This window comes from Bacteroides sp. K03, from assembly GCF_019734355.1.
In the GTDB taxonomy this organism is placed as follows: domain Bacteria; phylum Bacteroidota; class Bacteroidia; order Bacteroidales; family Bacteroidaceae; genus Bacteroides; species Bacteroides nordii.
Window position 1 is genome coordinate 19,583 of sequence record NZ_JAASHC010000038.1, and the last position, 19,901, is coordinate 39,483.

19 protein-coding genes are annotated in these 19,901 nt (G+C 44.4%); 11 read left to right on the forward strand and 8 right to left on the reverse strand.

Annotated features, from left to right (window positions below; translation table 11 throughout):
• Positions 1-120: 120 nt before the first annotated feature.
• The 4 genes from HCG69_RS18545 to HCG69_RS18560 all read right to left on the reverse strand — a co-directional run bounded on the left by HCG69_RS18545 (position 121) and on the right by HCG69_RS18560 (position 6,239).
• Positions 121-1,080, reverse strand: a complete 960-nt coding sequence (locus HCG69_RS18545; protein ID WP_221651256.1) for a tetratricopeptide repeat protein — start codon at positions 1,078-1,080, stop codon at positions 121-123.
• 174 nt (positions 1,081-1,254) lie between these two features.
• On the reverse strand, positions 1,255-3,156 hold the full coding sequence (locus HCG69_RS18550) for an ATP-dependent DNA helicase RecQ (protein ID WP_221651257.1): 1,902 nt from the start codon (positions 3,154-3,156) through the stop codon (positions 1,255-1,257).
• A 127-nt stretch (positions 3,157-3,283) separates the two neighbouring features.
• Positions 3,284-5,002, reverse strand: a complete 1,719-nt coding sequence (gene recJ, locus HCG69_RS18555) for a single-stranded-DNA-specific exonuclease RecJ (protein WP_221651258.1) — start codon at positions 5,000-5,002, stop codon at positions 3,284-3,286.
• Between the two features lie 787 nt (positions 5,003-5,789).
• A complete protein-coding gene (locus HCG69_RS18560; RefSeq protein WP_221651259.1) occupies positions 5,790-6,239 on the reverse strand; it encodes a thioesterase family protein in 450 nt (149 codons plus the stop codon).
• A gap of 79 nt (positions 6,240-6,318) precedes the next feature.
• Between HCG69_RS18560 and HCG69_RS18565 the strand changes: the two genes are divergently transcribed.
• The 11 genes from HCG69_RS18565 (at position 6,319) to glmM (ending at position 17,981) form a co-directional block, all read left to right on the forward strand.
• The gene (locus HCG69_RS18565; protein WP_221651260.1) at positions 6,319-6,882 is read left to right on the forward strand and encodes an L-threonylcarbamoyladenylate synthase; all 564 of its coding nucleotides are present in this window, start codon (positions 6,319-6,321) and stop codon (positions 6,880-6,882) included.
• A complete protein-coding gene (locus HCG69_RS18570) occupies positions 6,883-7,452 on the forward strand; it encodes a sugar transferase (protein WP_221651261.1) in 570 nt (189 codons plus the stop codon).
• 8 nt (positions 7,453-7,460) lie between these two features.
• Complete coding sequence (locus HCG69_RS18575; protein WP_221651262.1) at positions 7,461-9,251, forward strand: chloride channel protein; 1,791 nt, start codon at positions 7,461-7,463, stop codon at positions 9,249-9,251.
• Between the two features lie 150 nt (positions 9,252-9,401).
• Positions 9,402-10,370, forward strand: coding sequence for a methionyl-tRNA formyltransferase (gene fmt / locus HCG69_RS18580; RefSeq protein ID WP_221651263.1), 969 nt, complete (start codon positions 9,402-9,404; stop codon positions 10,368-10,370).
• 367 nt (positions 10,371-10,737) lie between these two features.
• Complete coding sequence (locus HCG69_RS18585; protein ID WP_002562563.1) at positions 10,738-11,331, forward strand: RNA polymerase sigma factor; 594 nt, start codon at positions 10,738-10,740, stop codon at positions 11,329-11,331.
• A 78-nt stretch (positions 11,332-11,409) separates the two neighbouring features.
• Entirely contained in the window at positions 11,410-11,583 is a 174-nt protein-coding gene (locus HCG69_RS18590) for a hypothetical protein (RefSeq protein ID WP_002562562.1), read from the forward strand.
• Positions 11,584-11,651: 68 nt separating this feature from the next.
• A complete protein-coding gene (gene rpe, locus HCG69_RS18595; RefSeq protein WP_221651264.1) occupies positions 11,652-12,302 on the forward strand; it encodes a ribulose-phosphate 3-epimerase in 651 nt (216 codons plus the stop codon).
• A 3-nt stretch (positions 12,303-12,305) separates the two neighbouring features.
• Positions 12,306-14,414, forward strand: a complete 2,109-nt coding sequence (locus HCG69_RS18600; RefSeq protein ID WP_221651265.1) for a ComEC/Rec2 family competence protein — start codon at positions 12,306-12,308, stop codon at positions 14,412-14,414.
• Positions 14,415-14,575: 161 nt separating this feature from the next.
• Positions 14,576-15,613 carry a bifunctional oligoribonuclease/PAP phosphatase NrnA gene (locus HCG69_RS18605; RefSeq protein WP_221651266.1) on the forward strand — a complete coding sequence of 346 codons (1,038 nt, stop codon included), beginning with the start codon at positions 14,576-14,578 and terminating at the stop codon, positions 15,611-15,613.
• A 222-nt stretch (positions 15,614-15,835) separates the two neighbouring features.
• Positions 15,836-16,546: a DUF4827 domain-containing protein gene (locus HCG69_RS18610; RefSeq protein WP_221651267.1), complete on the forward strand. Its 711-nt coding sequence runs from the start codon at positions 15,836-15,838 to the stop codon at positions 16,544-16,546.
• Positions 16,547-16,592: 46 nt separating this feature from the next.
• Positions 16,593-17,981, forward strand: a complete 1,389-nt coding sequence (glmM, locus tag HCG69_RS18615; protein ID WP_221651268.1) for a phosphoglucosamine mutase — start codon at positions 16,593-16,595, stop codon at positions 17,979-17,981.
• A 106-nt stretch (positions 17,982-18,087) separates the two neighbouring features.
• On the opposite strand, the gene HCG69_RS18620 is transcribed toward glmM, so the two are convergent.
• Genes HCG69_RS18620 through HCG69_RS18635 form a run of 4 tightly spaced genes read right to left on the reverse strand, consistent with a single transcriptional unit; the run spans position 18,088 to position 19,888 of the window.
• Entirely contained in the window at positions 18,088-18,573 is a 486-nt protein-coding gene (locus HCG69_RS18620; protein WP_221651269.1) for a hypothetical protein, read from the reverse strand.
• Positions 18,543-19,007, reverse strand: coding sequence for an N-acetylmuramoyl-L-alanine amidase (locus HCG69_RS18625; RefSeq protein WP_221651270.1), 465 nt, complete (start codon positions 19,005-19,007; stop codon positions 18,543-18,545). The genes HCG69_RS18620 and HCG69_RS18625 overlap by 31 nt, the downstream gene beginning before the upstream one ends.
• A gap of 44 nt (positions 19,008-19,051) precedes the next feature.
• Positions 19,052-19,402, reverse strand: coding sequence for a hypothetical protein (locus HCG69_RS18630; protein WP_221651271.1), 351 nt, complete (start codon positions 19,400-19,402; stop codon positions 19,052-19,054).
• A gap of 6 nt (positions 19,403-19,408) precedes the next feature.
• Positions 19,409-19,888 carry an HU family DNA-binding protein gene (locus tag HCG69_RS18635; RefSeq protein WP_221651272.1) on the reverse strand — a complete coding sequence of 160 codons (480 nt, stop codon included), beginning with the start codon at positions 19,886-19,888 and terminating at the stop codon, positions 19,409-19,411.
• Positions 19,889-19,901 lie beyond the last annotated feature (13 nt).

The following is a 19,901-nucleotide window of genomic DNA, read 5'->3' on the forward strand; positions in this document are numbered from 1 at the left end:
TTTTATAATTGTTTCCTTTTGCGAAAATCTGCGTTCATCTGCGTTTCATCAGATAAATAAAGCTCTGTGTCCTCTGCGTCCTCTGTGGTGAATTGATTCATTTCCGGTCAGGAAAGCACACTATAATCCCAATACATTGGTTGATGGGGCTGGCTGGTTATTAAACTGTCCGTTCAGATTTTCTCCCTCTTTGGGATTGATTTCAAGTGCTTTCTTCATATCTTCTATTGAACCATTTTTGTCGCCATTCAGCAATTTGGCACGGCCGCGTTCGTGATAGGCTGCTCCGAAATTCGGGTTCAGTTCTATGGCTTCGTCGAAGAGGCTGATAGCTTCGGTTAGTTTTTTCTGAGTGATAAAGAGTTGACCCAGGTAGAGATATGCCTGTTCGTTGAACGGATTCATTTCGGTGACTTTCAAATAGTCAGTTTCTGCCTCTTCGGGAGCTCCTTCTGCTTCTTTTAGTTTGCCATGCAGCAAGATAGCTGCCTCTTCATCCGGATTCTGAGACAGAATTGCGGCTATATCCTCAGCAGATTCCTTGAGCTGATTCATCTTTAGCAAGGCTTCGGCGCGCAACAGACGTGCTTCGGTAAAGTCCTCTTTTAATACAATGGCCTTCGTCAGGTGGGCAATAGTCATGAGGTCATTGTTCATTCCCTGGGTGGCTTTGCCAAGCAGATAATGGGCCATGGCATTACCTTCTTCTATCTGGATGGCCTTATTGGCGGCAGTTTCCATAGCTTGATACTCCTCTTGCATATAGCATACGTTGGCTATGGTAAGATAAGTACTGGTCAGCTCGGGTTCAAGTTCCACCATACGATTCAGTATTTCACGGGCTTTGTCCAGTTCGGCAGATTGTATGTAGAGTTGGCTGAGGTATCCCAATGTTTCGAAGTCTTCCTCGATGGCGAGGGCTTCGGTGAAGCATTTTATGGCATAGTCCGGTCTGCCCATACGTTGAGCACGCAATCCGTCATATTTGAATATCTCAAAGTTCTTTTGTGCAGCTTTCTGCTTTTCGCTTTCCGGGCTTTCGGACTTTCCCGAAAAGAAAGATTTAAAGAAGTTCGGCATAATTTATAGAGTTATTATAAAGTTATAAAGTTGTAAGGTTATAGCTTGCAGATTATAGTATTATAAGTTATAACTTTATAACCCTATAACCTTATTATTGCCTTACAAAGTGCAAATGTAGTAATTCTTATCCGATTTCCGGCATTGAGGCGTGTGGAGTTTCGCGCTCGAGCTTTAACTGATATCTAATATTCCATCCTCTGTTTTTACTGTTCCCTCTTCTGATAGATATTGAATGACTTGTGCCAGTAGATCTTTATCTTCTTTTATTCGTTTGCTGACTTCTGCGGGAGTCAGAGGACCCTCTTTCAGTAAATCCAGTAGTTTCTCTTTTACTTCCTCGAAGGCATTGTCTGACAAACCTTTACTGGCTTTCCCGCTGAGGCATACGTCGCATTGACCGCAATTATGTTCGTTTTTCTCGCCAAAATAGCGGAGAAGCATACGGCTGCGGCAGGCTGTTTCAGAGGTGACATATTCTACCATTGCCTCGATGCGGGTTACGTATCGTTTTTTGCGTTCTTCGTACACGGATGGCGGAATATGCAGGCGGTTAAGTTCTATCCGTTCGCGTGTATATATTATATAAGGTGTTTTTTTGCGGGGAATGTAGTCTATAATACGGCGTTTGGACAGCATCATTAGTAGATTGTATATCTGCGAACGTGTCAATCCGGTACGCAGACTAAGTGCTGTTTCGCTGATGTAAGCGTAATCCGTGAAGATTCCGGTATAAGAACGAAGGACGGTTTGCATCAAAGCTTCTGCCTCTTTACCCATTTCGCGAAGTTTGTACAACTCATCGCGACGGATGGTAAAGAGGATACGTGAAGCATTGTCCTGCTCATCGGTATATTCTATATATCCTGCCTGGGTTAGTATTTTCAAAGCACTATCTGCCGGAACCGGAAAATGCTTGAACTTGCGGCAGAATTCCTCCAGATTGAATTCCTTTGTACAATCGAGTCCGTCTCCCATTGCCATCTGATAATAGTATTGCAGATGTTCATACACTTTGATGATGTAATCTTTATCAGGAAAGGTATCGGGGACTCGTTTATGGAGGGTCGTTTTGTCCGATGGGGCATAAAGAATAACAGCGTATGCCTTTTCTCCGTCGCGCCCGGCACGTCCTGCTTCCTGAAAATAAGCTTCTGGAGAATCCGGTAGATCGAGATGGATTACCAGGCGGACATCGGGTTTGTCAATACCCATTCCGAAAGCATTGGTTGCTACCATCACACGACATTCGCCGCTTTGCCAGCGTTTCTGGCGGATATCTTTGACAGCATTGTCGAGTCCGGCGTGATAAAAATCGGCGGTGATACCTTCGTTTAAAAGTAATTCGGTGGTTTCTTTGGTACGGCGGCGGCTACGAACGTAGATGATGGCACTTCCCGGCATTCGGCGAAGAATGTGTAGTAGTTCGGCGGTTTTATTATCTACCTTGCGTACAATATAGGCAAGATTCTTTCGCTCGAAGCTCATCCGGAAAACATTTTCTTCCTTAAACTTCAACCGGCTTTGGATGTCTTTTACCACTTCCGGCGTAGCTGTGGCAGTCAATGCCAGTACGGCTACTCCGGGCAACAGTTCGCGTATATCGGCTATTTTCAGATAGGCAGGCCGGAAGTCATATCCCCATTGGGAGATACAATGGCTTTCGTCTACTGTAATCATACTTATCTTCATGGCACGGAGTTTCTGTTTGAAGATGTCCGTGTCCAGTCGTTCCGGTGATATATAGAGGAATTTATAATCGCCGAAGATACAGTTCTCCAGCGCAATAAGAATTTCCTGCCGTGTCATGCCCGAGTAGATGGCTATAGCTTTGATACCTCTTTGACGGAGATTCTGCACCTGATCCTTCATCAGGGCGATGAGTGGAGTGATAACGATACACAAGCCCTCTTTGGCGAGTGCCGGGACCTGGAATGTAATGGATTTCCCACCACCGGTAGGCATTAATCCCAGTGTATCACGCCCTTCGCCAATACTATTGATAATCTCTTCCTGTACACCACGGAAGGAGTCATAACCCCAGTATTGTTTGAGTATATCGCGGTAAAACGCCATTTTGATTTACGATTAGACGATTGAATGATTTACGATTTACGATTAGACAATTTACAATTTACGATTGAGTAATCTTAGCGAATTAAGAGTAATTTCAATCGTAAATCGTAAATTGTCTAATCGTAAATCATTCAATGGGTTTAATATCCTCAATCTGCAACTGTACTTCGCCACGCTTGTGCGTGTTTTCTTCGATTGTGTAGCAGATGTCGAATGAACGCTTTGTCTTGATATAGCGTACGTGTGAACTTTGACCAAAAGCGATACCGTTCATTACGTTGTTCGATTTGTTATCTACCAACTCGAGTTTGATATGTTCCTGGTCGCGTCCCACCACTTTACTTGTACCGTAGTCGTAGACATGGTGCGTGCAGAATATGGGTTTCTGATTATCCGGGCCGAAGGGATTGAATTTCTTCAGATCGCTAAAGAATTTCGGAGTGATGTCTCTGAAGTCTATTTCAGCATCGATATCTATTACGGCACTGGTTTGTTCCGGCAGGATGTGTTGTGATACGAATGTTTCAAAACGCTCGGTAAACGCCGGTACATTTTCCACTTTCATTGACAATCCTGCGGCATACGTGTGTCCGCCGAAGTTCTCGAGCAAGTCACGGCAATGTTCTATGGCTTTATATACGTCAAAACCAGAAACTGAGCGGGCAGACCCCGTTGCCATATCATCTGTACGTGTCAATACTACGGCCGGGCGGTAATATATTTCCGTCAGCCGGGAAGCCACAATTCCGATCACGCCTTTGTGCCATTCTTCATTGTAGATGACGATAGAACGGCGGTCTGCCAGTCCTTCAAGATTGGCTACAATCTGGTTGGCCTCTTCGGTCATACTCTTATCCAGATCTTTACGGGTTTCGTTGTACTGATTTATCTGATTGGCTTTTTCAAGAGCTACGGAAAAATCTTTCTCTGTCAACAGATCCACTGCTTCTTTTCCATTCTGAATACGTCCGGAAGCATTGATACGAGGGCCTATTTTGAACACAATATCGCTCACGGTGATATCCTTTTCTGCTAATCCGCATACATCAATGATGGCTTTCATTCCTATGCTGGGATTGCTGTTCAGTTGTTTTAGACCGTGGTGCGCCAGAATACGGTTTTCCCCCATAATGGGCACAATGTCCGAAGCTATGCTGACGGCCACAAGATCGAGCAGAGGAATAAGGTGGTGAAATTCAATGCCATTGTTGATAGCAAATGCCTGCATAAACTTGAAGCCGACACCGCAGCCTGAGAGGTGTTCATAAGGATAGGTGTTATCCAAACGTTTGGCATTGAGGATAGCTACGGCGGGTGGCAGTATATCGTCCGGTACATGGTGGTCACAGATGATAAAATCAATTCCTCGTTCGCGGGCATATGCTATTTCATCTACGGCTTTTATGCCGCAGTCGAGCACGATAATCAAGCCTACACCAGTTTCGGCAGCATAGTCTACTCCTTTTCGTGAAATGCCGTAACCTTCGTTGTAACGGTCAGGAATGTAATAGTCCAGGTTTGAATAAAACTGCTGGATGAACTTATAGACCAGTGCCACAGCTGTGGTACCGTCTACGTCATAATCTCCATAAATCAGAATGCGCTCTTTCTTTCCCATCGCCTTGTTCAGACGTTCCACTGCTATGTCCATGTCCTTCATCAGGAATGGGTCATGCAGGTCGGGCAGTTGCGGACGGAAGAATTTCCGGGCATCATGTACCCGTGTGATTCCCCGCTGCACCAGGAGCCGTCCCAGGATAGGGCTAATGCCTAATTCCTGAACCAATGTCTGGCTTATCTCTGCCTGTTCTGATGTGATGGGTTGATAATTCCATTTGTGATTCATTTTATATATTGTTTTTTCTTTTTCGTATCTCAGGATGGGAGAGAATGACATTTTCCCCCAAGAAGCTGTAAAAGTACGAAAAAAAGATGAAGCATGGCTGTAATCAGATGAAAATATTTCAGAGGGATTACTTCGGTATGAAAAGGATGTTTACAAAAGGAACGGGGTATTTCTCGCTTGGGAGGGTGGATAATGTGACAAATTGGCTACGCTATGCCGATAAGTATTTAAATCTGAATAGACATGAACAAAATTCACCATAGAGTAACACTGAGTTCCACCGAGTTTAAATCTTTATTGAAACGTAGATAAACGCAGATTTTCGCAAAGGGAAATAAATGTATGATAAAGAACTACAGTCTTTTAATCTGGGTTCATCTGTGTTAATCCGCGTTTCATCAGATAAATACTACTCTGTGGAATTCTGTGTTACTCTGTGGTGAAACATATTCATTACCATACAAGAATAGACATCCTATGATAAAGGTGCGTTAGTTGAATATTTATTACATCAGAGTAAACGCCTTCCGTTGCCAACTCTGCTTTTCTAACCCCCGGCAAACTTTCGGTTGTCCCGGCTCCGGGGAGCAACGTCCTCGGCTCCGGGGAGCGCACCCTTCGGCTCCGGGGAGCAGTCTCCTCCCCGGAGCCGAGGAATATACTTTGCAATGTATTGATAAACAGTGGGTTGAAAAGGATGCTTTCCACCTCTATTTCCACGTTTTTACTCTACCTATCTCTTGCTTATCAGAAATTAGTGTATTAAAATACTGACAAATGCTGCCCTTTAATCCTTGTTTTCCTGTCTCCTTTTCCTCACATCTCTGCCCTCATATTTGCAAATCGCATCTATCCACTCTTCGGTGAGCGCTTTCGATTCGTGCTTATCTAAATCGAATGCTACCATCACGGATGTGCAGATGCACTTTACCTCTCCGGTTTCTACATCGATCACCCGCTGAATGAGGTGAAAACTTTTTGTCCCGATCTCCGAAACAGCCGTTTGTACGGCAATGTGGTCCGATGCAAAGATTTGAGCCAGGAAGTCGGCCTCTATATGGACAACGACAATTCCATCCTTTTCCCAGTCCACTCCGGGGCAGACAGAGGCAAAATATTCTGTTTTGCCAAGATCATAGAATGAGAAGTAAACCGTGTTGTTGACATGACCGAATTTGTCTACGTCATTGAATCGTAGTTGTATAGGCAGGGTGTGGCGAAACTTAATTTCTTCCATTTGTTTTCTCTTAAACTTTGTTATTACCATGCAAAAGTAGTATTTTTGCGCGTTACTCTTATCAGATATAAATCAAGAAATGATAGAAGATATTAAAAAAGCCTGTCAGGTGATGCAGGAGGGGGGGGTTATCCTTTATCCTACCGATACGATTTGGGGATTGGGTTGCGATGCGACCAATCCTGATGCGGTGCACCGTGTGTACGAAATCAAGAAGCGTGCAGACAGTAAAGCGATGTTGGTTCTGGTTGACTCATCCGTAAAGGTGGATTTTTATGTGCAGGATGTGCCCGAAGTGGCATGGGACCTAATAGAACTGGCCGACAAACCACTTACTATAATTTATTCGGGGGCCCGCAATCTGGCTCCGAACCTGCTTGCCGAAGATGGCAGCGTAGGTATCCGTGTGACCAGTGAGGACTTTTCCCGTCGTCTTTGCCAGCAATTCCGCAAGGCAATTGTGTCGACATCGGCCAACATCAGCGGACAGCCTTCGCCGGCCAATTTCAGTGAAATAAGTGATGACGTTAAATCACAGGTAGATTATATTGTAGGCTTTCGCCAGGATGACATCAGTCGTCCCAAACCATCGAGCATTATTAAACTTGATAAAGGCGGAGTGATAAAGATTATCCGTGAATAGATGAAGCAGTTGGTGGATTATATGGTGGCAGCGTTGGTGCTGTTGCTATGTTGCCCATTACTGCTCTATATTGCTATCCGCATTCGCATGCAGGGAGTGGGTAGCGTTTTTTACCAGCAAGAGCGGTTGGGAAAGGGAGGTGTCCCCTTTCGGATGGTGAAATTTCGTACCATGGTGACAGGTGCGGAAGATGGGACACCGTTGCTTGCTGTTTCTGATGATCAGCGGGTGACAGCTTTTGGCCGGACACTGCGTAAACATCATTTGGATGAATTGCCGCAGTTCTGGAATGTTTTGAAGGGAGATATGTCCATTGTCGGACCACGCCCCGAACGTGCTTGGTTTGTACAACAAATATTGGAGAAGACCCCGGACTATAAACGGATATTTAACCTGAAGCCAGGGATTACCTCTTTAGGAATGGTGAAATTCGGGTATGCTAACACGATAGAGAAAATGATTGAACGTTCCCGTTACGACCTTTATTATTTAGAACACTATAGCTTTTGGCTCGACGTGAAAATTCTATTGGCAACCGTCAGAGAAGTGTGGATCGGCAAAGGCATTTAGACAGAAATATGGAAAAAGAAAAGATTAGTCTGCTACAGCATTTTATTCATTGGCGTGAAAACAATATTAAGGAAAAGCAATTCATTCTTATCCTTAGTTTTCTGGTGGGTATTTTCACAGCGATTGCTGCATTGATATTGAAGTTCCTGATCCACTCGATACAGAATTTCCTTACCGACAACTTTAGTGCAACGGGGGTGAATTACCTCTATCTGGTATATCCGGTAGTAGGTATCTTTCTGGCCGGATGGTTTGTGCGGAACATTGTGAAAGATGATATCAGCCATGGAGTTACCAAGATACTGTATGCCATCTCCCGGAGGCAGGGACGCATCAAACGGCACAATGTGTGGTCGTCTACCATTGCCAGCGCCATTACCATCGGCTTTGGTGGGTCGGTTGGAGCGGAGGCACCTATTGTGCTGACGGGATCGGCCATCGGTTCCAATCTGGGAAGCGTGTTTAAGATGGAACACCGCACGCTGATGCTGCTTGTGGGATGTGGTGCTGCCGGTGCCATTGCCGGTATCTTCAAAGCGCCTATTGCCGGGTTGGTATTCACGCTGGAGGTACTCATGATCGATCTGACGATGTCCTCACTACTGCCCCTGCTCATCTCCGCAGTGACGGCTGCTACGGTCTCTTATATCACCACCGGCACGGAAGCGATGTTCAAATTCCACCTCGATCAGGCGTTTGAACTGGAACGTATCCCTTTCGTTATTCTGCTGGGCATCTTCTGTGGGTTAATCTCGTTGTATTTCACCCGTGCCATGAATTCGGTGGAAGGCGTCTTTGGCAAACTCAACAATCCTTATAAGAAACTGGCCCTGGGAGGGGTGATGCTGAGTGTACTCATCTTCCTTTTCCCACCGCTTTATGGCGAAGGTTACGATACGATCAACCTCTTGCTGAACGGTACGAGTAATGCCGACTGGGATACGGTGATGAACAACTCCCTGTTCTATGGATACGGCAATCTGCTGCAAGTCTACCTGATACTGATTATCCTGTTGAAAGTCTTTGCCTCCAGTGCAACGAACGGAGGAGGGGGGTGCGGTGGTATCTTCGCACCTTCGCTCTACTTAGGTTGTATTGCAGGATTTGTCTTTTCACACTTCAGCAATGACTTTGCATTCTCAGCCTATCTGCCCGAGAAGAACTTTGCACTTATGGGGATGGCTGGCGTGATGAGCGGAGTGATGCATGCCCCGTTGACGGGAGTATTTCTCATCGCCGAGCTGACGGGTGGTTATGACCTCTTTCTGCCATTGATGATTGTCTCCGTCAGTTCCTATCTGACTATCATTGTTTTCGAACCGCACAGTATCTATTCCATGCGTTTGGCAAAGAGGGGGCAGTTGTTGACCCATCATAAGGACAGGGCTGTACTGACGCTGATGAAGATGGAGAATGTGGTGGAGAATGATTTCGTAACAGTCCATCCGGAGATGGACTTGGGCGAGTTGGTTAAAGCCATTGCTGCTTCACATCGTAATATCTTTCCTGTAACAGATAAGAGTGGCATATTGCTCGGCATTGTCTTGCTGGACGATATTCGTAACATCATGTTCCGGCAAGAACTTTATCATCGTTTCACGGTGAATAAACTGATGACATCGGCCCCTGCCAAACTGTTTGATACGGATGGTATGGAACAGGTGATGCAGACCTTTGATGATACAAAGGCCTGGAATCTGCCTGTGGTGAACGAAGAAGGCAAGTATCTGGGCTTCGTCTCGAAATCAAAGATATTTAATTCATACCGGCAGGTGTTGGTACATTTCTCGGAGGACTAGAATAATTATTCAATGTGCCAATATGCCAGTGTGCCAATTGGCTGCGTTATAATAGAGTTGTAATATAACTGGGCTATTGTCACATTGTTGTATTGTCATATTATTTAATACTCTCAATTGGCATATTGTCGTATTGTCACATTATTATTTATGAAGAAAGAAGATTTAAGAATCGTTTATATGGGAACTCCCGATTTTGCAGTGGAGGGTTTGCGTTGCCTCGTCGAAGGTGGTTACAATGTGGTTGGTGTGATTACCATGCCCGATAAACCGGCAGGTCGTGGTCATAAAATCCAGTTCTCCCCTGTCAAACAGTTTGCATTAGACCATAATCTGCCTTTGTTGCAGCCGGAGAAACTGAAGGATGAAAGCTTTGTGCAAGCTTTGCGTGAATGGAAAGCCGACCTGCAAATCGTAGTTGCTTTCCGTATGCTGCCTGAAGTTGTCTGGAATATGCCCCGTTTGGGAACATTTAACCTGCATGCTTCTCTGCTTCCCCAATATCGTGGTGCTGCTCCTATCAATTGGGCGGTTATCAACGGCGATACGGAAACAGGTATTACCACTTTCTTCCTGAAGCACGAAATCGACACGGGAGAAGTCATCCAACAAGTTCGCGTTCCGATTGCAGATACGGATAATGTAGAAGTCGTGCATGATAAACTAATGATGTTAGGTGGCAGGCTTGTTATAGAGACAGTAGATGCCATTTTAGCGGGTACTGTGAAACCTATTCCACAGGAAGAAATGGCTGTAGTAGGAGAATTACGTCCAGCTCCTAAAATCTTTAAAGAAACCTGTAGGATTGACTGGAATCAGCCTGTAAAACGTATCTATGATTTCATTCGTGGCCTTTCCCCTTATCCGGCAGCATGGACTGAACTCATAAATCCTTCGGGCGAACCTGTTGTAGTGAAGATTTTTGAGAGTGAAAAGCGATCCGAAACTCATCAATTGCTTCCGGGTACAATCGTGACAGACGGAAAGAAATCTCTCAAAGTAGCTGTTACGGATGGTTTTATAGGCATTCTTGCTTTGCAGTTCCCCGGCAAGAAACGGCTTAGGACAGAAGAACTGTTGCGTGGTTACAAAATTACCGGGGATATGAGGATGAAGTGACTTGTAATAGAACAATAATGAAGGGATTTACGATTAGATGATTAGATGATTTACGATTAGACGATTTACGATGTACGATTGGGATTAGTCTGCTTTACATTACTGAAACAGGCTATTAAAAGGTAACTTCAATCGTACATCGTCTAATCGTAAATCATCTAATCGTCTAATCGTAAATCCCCTCATTAATGAGTATTCCGCAGTAGAAACTGCACGTCAATGAGTTAATAATATGGTTCCCATTAAAAATATTTCTCTTTTCTTTTGGCTCTTTCACTAAGATTCCTTTTCTTTGCCCATTATTAACTCTTTAAATGTGAATGCCTATAGAAACACGTTACGCTAATTATATCTAATCGCATACGTAATGAACACATGGAACAACAAGGCTGACGAAACGTTAGTCTCTCTCTATGCCGAAGGAGAGAATCAGGCATTTAATGTACTTCTAAATAGGTATAAGGACAAGTTGTACTCTTATATTTATTATATTGTACGCAACTCCGAGATGACAGAAGACATCTTTCAAGAAACTTTTATGAAGGCAATTATTACTATCCGTCAGGGACGTTACAATGAAAATGGTAAGTTCTCTGCTTGGTTGCGGCGTATTGCCCATAACTTGATTATAGACTCTTTCCGTCAGGAGAAATCGGAGAATCTGGTGTCTTGTGATGAGCCGGAAGTGAACATTCTGAATAATATCGGTCTGGCAGAAGGGACGATAGAGAATACGATTGTAAATCGGCAGATATTATCTGACGTACGCCGTTTGATGGAATTCCTGCCAGATGAACAACGCGAAGTGGTATATATGCGTTTCTACCAGGATCTCAGTTTCAAGGAGATAGCAGAGCAGACAGGTGTAAGTATCAATACTTCACTGGGGCGTATGCGTTATGCTATCCTTAACCTTCGTCGCATGGCCGAAAAGAACGGAGTCGTTCTTACCGTTGATTAAATTTAACTAACTTGTTATATACTAAAAGGTTTGTTTCCTACGTTCTAAAGGAAACAAACCTTTTAGTGTATAAGGCCTATGAATAAAAAAACTACTCCCTCTCATCAACAGTGTCCCAAAGAAAAGAACTCGGTGGAAAGTAAGAGGCCCCGGGTCAGTGAACAAACGCTGGCTTTTCTACGTTCTTTTGCCGGTAACTATTATGTGGAACAACAATTGCCACAAGGGTTACAAGGGATTATTTTGGGATAAATTTGTTACTTCCGTTTATTCCCTCTACTTTTGTATCATTGTATTAAATTTGTAATAAAAACAAGCTCATGAAACCAATGATATCTCCTTCTATTCTCTCTGCAGATTTTGCTTATTTGGCGAAAGATGTTGAAATGTTAAACCGTAGCGAAGCCGACTGGGTTCATATTGATATTATGGATGGCGTATTTGTGCCTAATATCTCTTTTGGATTTCCGGTATTGAAGTATGTGGCTAAGCTAAGTGAGAAACCACTTGATGTACATCTGATGATTGTACAACCGGAGAAATTTATTCAGGAGGTGAAAGCGTTAGGATCTCATGTGATGAATGTGCATTATGAAGCATGTCCGCACCTCCACAGGGTGGTGCAGCAAATCCGGGAAGCAGGTATGCAGCCGGCAGTGACCATAAATCCAGCCACGCCCGTCGCAATGCTTCAGGATATTATTCGTGATGTATACATGGTGCTCATTATGAGTGTTAACCCTGGTTTCGGGGGGCAGAAATTTATTGAACATTCCGTAGAGAAGGTTCGTGAGCTACGTGCATTGATAGAACGTACGGGCTCAAAAGCTTTGATTGAAGTAGATGGTGGGGTAAATCTTGAAACCGGTGCACGTCTGGTGGCTGCCGGTGCCGATGTATTGGTGGCAGGAAACGCAGTATTTGCCGCCGAAAACCCTGAAGAGATGATCCACCAGCTGAAAGAGCTATAATTAATGCTCTTTGCCTGGCTGCATCGCTATCCTTTTTTACGCCTGTTATGCCCTTTAGTTGTGGGCATTTATTGTGGCGATGAACTTTTTTTCCAGAGGCAGTCCGAAGGGATTGCCTCTGGCGTTTCTTTACTTTTCCTTCTGTCTTTCGGAGGGCTGATTTTCTTCTTTAACCGGAAACGTTACTCCAGGCGTTGGCTCTTTGGGAGCTGCCTCCTTCTCTTTTGTTTTACTTTGGGTGTCGGATTGATGAACCGGGAATTACGCCAAGCTGGATCTGTGTTTCCACAAAAAGAGACGGCCTATAGGCTGATTGTTACGGAGCAACCGCAGGCGAAAGAGAGAAGTGTGCTTTGCCGCGTACTGTTGATAGAACAGATTGATTCTGTTTCCGGGCGGCTTGCTTTGGATCATAAAGCTCTCCTTTATTTCACTAAAGATTCTTTGAGCGAACACTTGCGTAGTGGGGATGAACTATTGGTTTATACCAAACTTTCTCCTCCGGTGAATAATGGCAATCCGGACGAGTTTGACTATGCCCGTTTCTTGTCCCGCAGACAGGTGACTGCTATTGGATTTGCTTACGCAGATAACTGGAAGGTGATTTCACGGGGTACCATGCGCTCATTTCGTCAGCAAGCAATGGATTGCCGGGAGTCTGTTTTGTCCGTTTATCGTCGCCTTGGATTTCGGGGAGATGATTTTGCTGTGCTTTCAGCCCTCACCATCGGTTATAAAGAGGAGCTAAGTGAAGATATCCGCGAAACTTATTCCATATCCGGTGCAAGTCATGTACTTGCTTTATCCGGTTTACATATAGGTTTTCTATATTTGCTGCTTTGTTTCTGTTTGCGGTGGCTGCCTGAGCGATGGCGGATGGTGGCTTTGCTACGTACTTTACTGATTCTTTTATTTCTTTGGGCCTTTGCCTTTTTTACAGGGCTGTCTGCTTCGGTAGTCCGGTCGGTAGTTATGTTTTCTTTGTTTGCTTTGGCAGGGTTGTCCGGGCGAACCAGTTTTTCGCTGAATATTCTTCTGATAGCGGCTTTCTTTATGTTGCTTTGTCGACCATCCTGGCTATTTGATGTGGGTTTCCAACTCTCGTTTTGTGCAGTAGCCGCTATTCTATTGATGCAACCTCGTATATACGGATTGATTCCTGTGTCGGATTTCCGCGTCGGACGGTACATTCGGGGATTGATGAGCGTTTCTATTGCTGCGCAGATTGGCACAGCTCCACTGGTGCTCCTCTACTTTTCCCGCTTCTCTACCCATTTTCTGCTGACCAACTTATTGGTGATACCGTTGGTGTCACTTATAATGTATATAGCCGTCATTATGTTGTTATTGAATCCTCTGCCTTTTCTACAGGAATTTGCAGCGACAGCACTGAGAGGGCTGGTTGGGGCGTTGAACCATTGTGTCCGTTGGATAGAGCAGCTTCCGTGGGCATCTGTTGATGGGGTATGGGTATATATTCCGGAGGTTTTCGGATTCTATCTGGTTTTGATTTTGGGAGGATGGTATCTGTTTTCACGTACGGGAAAGCGTCTTGTTATCTGTCTTTCCTGTATATTTCTTGTTTGTATTTATCATGTGTCGATGAGAGTCATCGACCGTCCCCGGCAAAGCATTGTGTTTTATAATGTCCGCAATTGTCCGGTGGTTCATTGTGTTGCGTCCAGCGGATCTTCCTGGTTGGCTTATGCCGATAGTTTGCCGGATGAGTCCCGGTTGTACAAGGCTGTTTCAAAGCGATGGAGCCGCCAGGGATTGAAGCCTCCTCAACCTGTTACTGCCGATTATACCTGCCCTGCATTGGTTTACGATCATCACCTTCTTTCCTTTTCCGGTTGCAGGGTTTGTGTGTTGAATGATAATTACTGGCGAAACAAAACGACCCTACAGCCGTTATCTATTGATTATCTTTACGTATGCAAAGGCTATGACGGACATTTGCGTGAATTGACCGACTTGTTTGTCATTCATAATGTGATTCTTGATGCCTCTCTTTCTTACCGTCGTTTACAGGCATATAAAATGGAGTGTCAGCAGCAAGGAGTTCATTTTATATCACTCTCAGATGAAGGTTCTACTGAGTTTTTGCTTTAAGTACGAAGAATTATCGTAATTTTGCCGGACGGTAATATGGCAATTGTGCTGATATGCCATGTGCCAAATTTAAGAATGATAAGCAAATAGAATATTAATCCATAAACAAGCGTGTCTGGTCATCGGCACATTGCCCATTGGCGTATTGACACATAATTATTATGCTGACTAAAGTAATAGAACAAGCTAAGATAGATCATTTCACAAAATGGTTTGAACGTGCTGATAAAATAGTGATTGTATCCCATGTATCTCCTGATGGCGATGCAATAGGATCTTCTTTGGGGCTTGCCCATTTTCTGGATTCACAGGATAAGACTGTAAACGTGATTGTACCCAATGCCTTTCCCGATTTTCTGAGATGGATGCCGGGTAGCAAGGATATCTTGTTGTACGACCGTTACAAGGAATTTGCTGATAAGCTGATAGCTGAGGCAGATGTGATTTGCTGTCTGGACTTTAATGCTTTGAAACGGATCGAGAAAATGGGAGATGCTGTAGCCGCTTCACCTGCCCGTAAAATAATGATCGATCATCATCTGTACCCCGAAGAATTCTGTCAGATTATTATCTCACATCCGGAAATATCTTCTACCTCCGAACTTATATTCCGGTTAATCTGTCGTATGGGATACTTCAGTGATATCTCTCTGGAAGGAGCCGAATGTATTTATACCGGTATGATGACAGATACCGGAGGGTTCACTTATAATTCCAATAATCGTGAAATATACTTCATTATTAGTGAGCTTCTGTCGAAAGGGATTGATAAGGATGATATCTATAGAAAAGTATACAACACTTACTCGGAGAGCCGTCTGAGGCTGATGGGGTATGTTTTGTCGAATATGAAAGTTTATCGTGAGTATAATTCGGCATTGATTTCTTTGACAAGAGATGAACAAAGCCAGTTTGATTATATTAAAGGTGATAGCGAAGGCTTTGTCAATATACCTCTTTCCATTAAGAATGTCTGCTTTTCTTGTTTTCTGCGTGAAGATACGGAAACCAGGATGATTAAGATATCTTTACGCTCTGTAGGAACGTTTCCCTGTAACAAAGTGGCTGCCGAATTCTTTAATGGCGGTGGCCATCTGAATGCTTCGGGTGGTGAATTCTATGGTACGATAGATGAGGCAAAGGAAGTATTTGAACGGGCTTTGGAAAAATACTCAGAGCAGTTGACAGTTAACAGTTGACAATTGACAGTTGACAGTTGATAGCTACTATGTAGTGTGATAGCGCAGCTAATTGTCAATTGTCAATTGTCAACTGTCAACTGTCAACTGTCAATTGTAAACCGTCAACTGTCAATTAAATAACTAAATAAGTTAAAAGACTTGAACTTTCAACTTTTAACTCTCAATTTTCAACTAAATTACGGTACATTTGTACGGACCATATAGTTAAGATACAGACGAATGAAGAAACTTATATTATTATTTATTTCCCTGTTGGCTCTTGGAGCCTTTTTTCAGGCATGTGATGACACGAAAACCTATGCTGAGATGCTCGAAGAAGAGAGAGACGGTGTCAATGACTTTATTAAAAAGAATAATATTGAAGTAATTACCGTAGAGGAATTCGAAAAGGATACGATTACAGAATGTGAAGACGGGTATCCGGTTCAGTATCCGGGCAAGAATCAGTATGTTGCCTTCTCTAATGGTATTTATATGCAGATTGTACAACGTTACGGGACTCCGCGTGCTGCATCTGAACCTTATCCCAGTCTTGAAGCTGCTCTTCCGTTTGAAACCGGTAACCTGATCCTTACCCGCTTTAAAGAAGTCGATATTTTAACCGGAGAACCAACTTCTGTTTCTAATGTGGATAATCAATATTATCCGCCTATGAATAATTATCCTACAGGGTTTCGTTATACGATAAGCGGAACAAGTATATACGGGCAGTTTATTCAGGAGCCGGGGCTTGATTCCGAATATTATTGGGACGTAACGATTGGCGGTCAGTATGGAACCTCAGTTCCTGCCGGCTGGTTGATGGCTTTACAGTATATTAAAGATGGAGCACATGTCAGACTGATTGTGCCGTCGAAGAGTGGACACTCTTATGCACAGCAGAAAGTATTTCCTTATTTCTATGATATACATAGATTCTCTATCTATTGATACTACACTGATAGAACTAACTTTAATTACCGATATTTAAATCCTTATGACTCTAATCAAATCTATCTCTGGAATCCGCGGAACGATCGGCGGAGGTGCAGGCGAGGGATTGAACCCGCTTGACATTGTGAAATTCACATCGGCGTATGCTACGCTGATTCGTAGAACATGCAAATCTACAAGTAATAAAATTGTAGTAGGCCGTGATGCACGTATCTCTGGCGAAATGGTGAAGAACGTGGTAGTCGGCACCCTTATGGGTATGGGCTGGGATGTAGTGGATATTGATCTTGCTTCTACTCCTACAACAGAGCTGGCTGTGACGATGGAAGGTGCTTGTGGTGGTATCATTCTGACAGCTTCGCACAATCCCAAGCAATGGAATGCGCTGAAATTGCTTAACGAACATGGTGAATTTCTGAATGCAGCCGAAGGCAACGAAGTGCTTCGTATTGCCGAAGCTGAAGAGTTTGACTTTGCAGATGTAGATCATCTTGGTTCTTATCGTAAAGATCTTACTTACAATCAAAAACATATTGACAGTGTTTTAGCACTTGATCTGGTGGACGTGGAAGCTATCAGGAAAGCTGATTTCCGCGTGGCTATTGATTGTGTGAATTCTGTAGGAGGTATTATTCTTCCCGAATTGCTCGAACGCCTTGGCGTAAAGCATGTAGAGAAGCTTTATTGTGAACCTACTGGTAATTTTGCCCATAACCCCGAACCGCTTGAGAAAAATCTGGGTGATATAATGAACCTTATGAAAGGTGGTAAGGCAGACGTGGCTTTTGTGGTAGACCCTGATGTTGACCGCCTGGCTATGATTTGTGAGAACGGTGTGATGTATGGTGAAGAATATACGCTGGTGACTGTAGCCGATTATGTATTGAAACATACTCCGGGTAATACAGTTTCTAATTTGAGTTCTACCCGTGCATTGCGCGATGTGACTCGCAAATATGGAATGGAATACAGTGCTTCGGCTGTGGGCGAAGTAAATGTGGTGACTAAGATGAAAGCTACCAATGCCGTGATTGGTGGTGAAGGTAACGGTGGAGTGATTTATCCTGCCAGCCATTATGGGCGCGATGCTTTGGTAGGTATTGCCCTTTTCCTGAGTCATCTGGCTCATGAAGGAAAGAAGGTGAGTGAGTTGCGTGCTACTTATCCTCCTTATTTTATAGCAAAGAACCGTGTGGATCTTACCCCGGAAATTGATGTAGATGCCATCCTTTCCAAAGTGAAAGAGATCTATAAGAATGAAGAAATCAATGACATCGACGGTGTAAAGATTGATTTTGCCGATAAGTGGGTACATTTGCGTAAGAGCAATACAGAGCCGATAATCCGTGTGTATAGCGAGGCTTCAACGATGGAAGCTGCCGAGGAAATCGGACAAAAGATTATGGATGTAATCAACGAACTGGCTAAATGATAATTCTTTTCTAAGATTATAACTTGAAGTGTAAATAAGCGGAGGCTGTTGCAAAGTAATATTTGCAGCAGCCTCTCTTTCTTTGTGCTCGTGTTGTTTCGGCTTGTCAGAAGTAGCGATATCTTCTCCTGAATAGTAATAGCAGCACCAGAATTCCTGCCAGGACGATGACGTACGGTACTACAGACCCGCTACGCTTTTGAGTTTCCTTTTCGTTCTCTTCTGTCCGGATTTGTTTCCGGAGGTACTGTGTAGTGTCCGTCTGTTGCCATTGTTCTTGTTGCCGGCTGCTTTTCGTGTGCTGCTTTTTTCGGGAGGTCACTGTGCGGGTGAGTTTTAAGCCTGTCGTGTCTTTTCGTATCATTAGTGTTGTCGCCTCGCTGAACGTCTCGATGACTTCGGTCTGTTTGTCGGTGCATTGGCGGGTGTTTCTCACCTCTTTCTGTGTGATTGCCATGATGGAGTCACGCTCTGCGTAATGCGTCCGGGTAAGCGCTTTCCGACTGCCACATCCCGATACTGCTGCGAGTAGCAATAACACACCGATACGTTGTGCCGTTTTCATACCATTACCTCCGTTTCCTTCAGCCACTTTCGTACGTCAAAACACGGACAGGCTTTGATGTACTCTTCAGGTTCGATGTGTCCGTTTCCATTCAGATCGGGCGATGTATCGCGATGCCCGATGACGTAGCGTATGGCAGGATACTGCTGTTGCAGTTCGGTGATGAGTTGCTTCATGGCTTGTTTTTGTGTCGGTGTTCTTGTGTCTGTGGGTTGTCCGTTGGTGTTCAGACCACCTACGTAGCATATTCCGATACTTTGCCGGTTCCAACCGTAGCAGTGAGCACCCTCTTTTTCTATGGAACGGCCCTTTTCAATGGTTCCATCCAGGCGGATGACACAGTGGTAACCTATCTCTTTGAATCCGCGTCGGCAGTGCCATTGGCCTATGTCGGCTGCTGTAAAGTCCACTCCGCTACGTGTAGCGGAGCAGTGGATGATGATAGAGTCTATTGTTCTCATGCGTTTTGTGCTATTAAAAGGTTTGTACTAAAGAATGGGGAGGGTTAATATTCCGATGGTGGTTGCCGGTTGGGGCATCCCCGGATAAAGCAGCGTTTTGCTTCCAGTTCCTTGCAAGTTATTTCTGCTTCGTGACAGCGGTTTATCCACTCTTGCTTTTCGGTTTGTTCTTTGTGCAATTCGTTGTACAGGGTATCTATGCGCGTATCCCGTTGCACTATCCGCTCTTCGAGCCAGTTCACCTGTTGACGGTGGTTTTCATTTTCAAGGCTGTTTACTCCAGCCTCGCTTCTGCGTGCTTCCGTCTTTCGGTTCACCAACCAATTCAAGCCCCATTTGATGGCTTCCATCCCGCCCAGGGCGGAGATGAAAGCCAGAATGTCAGAACTGGTCATAATGGGCTATACGCTGGGATCTTCACCTTCGCCTTCGCCACCACCGCTGTCACCGTCGGGTTTTTCGGCGTTGATACGGTCTACATCTTTCAATACCAGCCCGTCGGTACGTGTGCTGGTCGAAGTACTCAGGCGGATTTCGCTATCGGCGCGAAAACAGATACGTAGCCCTCTGATGTCGGCAGCTGTGAAGTCTTCCGGGAGGTCTGTTCCCTTGCTTTGTGCGGCGAGGAAGAAGTAGCCCAATCCGTCGATGTTCACTGTGCGGCCTGTCAGCAGCAGTTTTTTCAGCAGTGTGCGGAAGTCTTTCAACACACTGATTGTTTCTCCTTCACTGACACCGGCATTGCTGCTGATTTCTTTGGCGATTTCGTTCAGCGTAGCCGAGTTGCTGTACTGATAGGTGATCTGCGGATACGTCTTTTTAGGCGAGTTCTTGTCACTGAGATCGGATAGTCTTGTTACTTTTTTGAATAAGATAGCCATGATAAGCTCCTTT

Bases quoted from the DNA above. Each gene is read 5' to 3' on its own strand.
- HCG69_RS18630 (WP_221651271.1), bottom strand. From the start codon at position 19,402: ATGACCAGTTCTGACATTCTGGCTTTCATCTCCGCCCTGGGCGGGATG.
- HCG69_RS18570 (WP_221651261.1), top strand. From the start codon at position 6,883: ATGAAGCAGTTGGTGGATTATATGGTGGCAGCGTTGGTGCTGTTGCTA.
- HCG69_RS18635 (WP_221651272.1), bottom strand. From the start codon at position 19,888: ATGGCTATCTTATTCAAAAAAGTAACAAGACTATCCGATCTCAGTGAC.
- HCG69_RS18600 (WP_221651265.1), top strand. From the start codon at position 12,306: ATGCTCTTTGCCTGGCTGCATCGCTATCCTTTTTTACGCCTGTTATGC.
- HCG69_RS18575 (WP_221651262.1), top strand. From the start codon at position 7,461: ATGGAAAAAGAAAAGATTAGTCTGCTACAGCATTTTATTCATTGGCGT.
- glmM (WP_221651268.1), top strand. From the start codon at position 16,593: ATGACTCTAATCAAATCTATCTCTGGAATCCGCGGAACGATCGGCGGA.
- rpe (WP_221651264.1), top strand. From the start codon at position 11,652: ATGAAACCAATGATATCTCCTTCTATTCTCTCTGCAGATTTTGCTTAT.
- HCG69_RS18610 (WP_221651267.1), top strand. From the start codon at position 15,836: ATGAAGAAACTTATATTATTATTTATTTCCCTGTTGGCTCTTGGAGCC.
- fmt (WP_221651263.1), top strand. From the start codon at position 9,402: ATGAAGAAAGAAGATTTAAGAATCGTTTATATGGGAACTCCCGATTTT.
- HCG69_RS18585 (WP_002562563.1), top strand. From the start codon at position 10,738: ATGAACACATGGAACAACAAGGCTGACGAAACGTTAGTCTCTCTCTAT.
- HCG69_RS18590 (WP_002562562.1), top strand. From the start codon at position 11,410: ATGAATAAAAAAACTACTCCCTCTCATCAACAGTGTCCCAAAGAAAAG.
- recJ (WP_221651258.1), bottom strand. From the start codon at position 5,002: ATGAATCACAAATGGAATTATCAACCCATCACATCAGAACAGGCAGAG.
- HCG69_RS18550 (WP_221651257.1), bottom strand. From the start codon at position 3,156: ATGGCGTTTTACCGCGATATACTCAAACAATACTGGGGTTATGACTCC.
- HCG69_RS18560 (WP_221651259.1), bottom strand. From the start codon at position 6,239: ATGGAAGAAATTAAGTTTCGCCACACCCTGCCTATACAACTACGATTC.
- HCG69_RS18625 (WP_221651270.1), bottom strand. From the start codon at position 19,007: ATGAGAACAATAGACTCTATCATCATCCACTGCTCCGCTACACGTAGC.
- HCG69_RS18605 (WP_221651266.1), top strand. From the start codon at position 14,576: ATGCTGACTAAAGTAATAGAACAAGCTAAGATAGATCATTTCACAAAA.
- HCG69_RS18545 (WP_221651256.1), bottom strand. From the start codon at position 1,080: ATGCCGAACTTCTTTAAATCTTTCTTTTCGGGAAAGTCCGAAAGCCCG.
- HCG69_RS18565 (WP_221651260.1), top strand. From the start codon at position 6,319: ATGATAGAAGATATTAAAAAAGCCTGTCAGGTGATGCAGGAGGGGGGG.